This window comes from Algibacter pacificus (assembly GCF_008033385.1).
Classification (GTDB): domain Bacteria; phylum Bacteroidota; class Bacteroidia; order Flavobacteriales; family Flavobacteriaceae; genus Algibacter; species Algibacter pacificus.
The window spans coordinates 1-669 of sequence record NZ_VOGY01000054.1; the positions used below are offsets into that span (position 1 = coordinate 1).

A 669-nucleotide genomic window follows, 5' to 3' on the forward strand; every position below is an offset into this window, starting at 1 on the left:
ACAGATATCACCTTAACGGTAGAAGATGCTAATACTTGTTCAGAGACCTTAGCTATTACCGCACCAGATTGTAACTGTCCAGTAGTGGATGCACCTATGATATCAGTAAACACTGTAGAATATTGTTCAGGCGAAACGATTCCTACATTAAGTGTAACAGTCGGATTAGGGGAAACCGCCGATTGGTATGATGCACCAATAGGTGGTAATTTATTAGTAGATAATGAAACAAGTTATACCCCTACAGTAGCAGGAACGTATTATGTAGAAGCACAAAATACAACAACTTTGTGTACAAGTTCTACGCGTATACCAGTTGTTCTAACAGAGAATGCTTTACCAATAGCACCTATGTATAGTGCGAATGGTACTATATGTTCTACAAATTCAGGAAGCGTAAGTGTAACTAATCCAATAGGAACATCTATTTATTCTTTAGTTGGAGTAGCTCCGGTATTAGCTTCACAAACAGGTACAAGTTTTAGTGATTTAGCTCCAGGAACTTATGAATTAACAGAAACTAATGTGTTTGGTTGTACTTCTCCAGCAGTAACAATTGTTATTGAGAGCAACTGTACAACAGCGACACCAGATATCAACAACACTTTTGTAAATACCGCGGTAAAAGGTAATGTATTAACAAATGATGAAGATTTAGAAGGCGATATC

1 protein-coding gene is annotated in these 669 nt (G+C 37.2%); it reads left to right on the forward strand.

Going from position 1 to position 669, the window contains the following annotated elements:
* Positions 1-669, forward strand: a 669-nt coding sequence (locus tag FQU21_RS17525) for an immunoglobulin domain-containing protein (RefSeq protein ID WP_222708024.1), incomplete at both ends; no start/stop codon positions are given.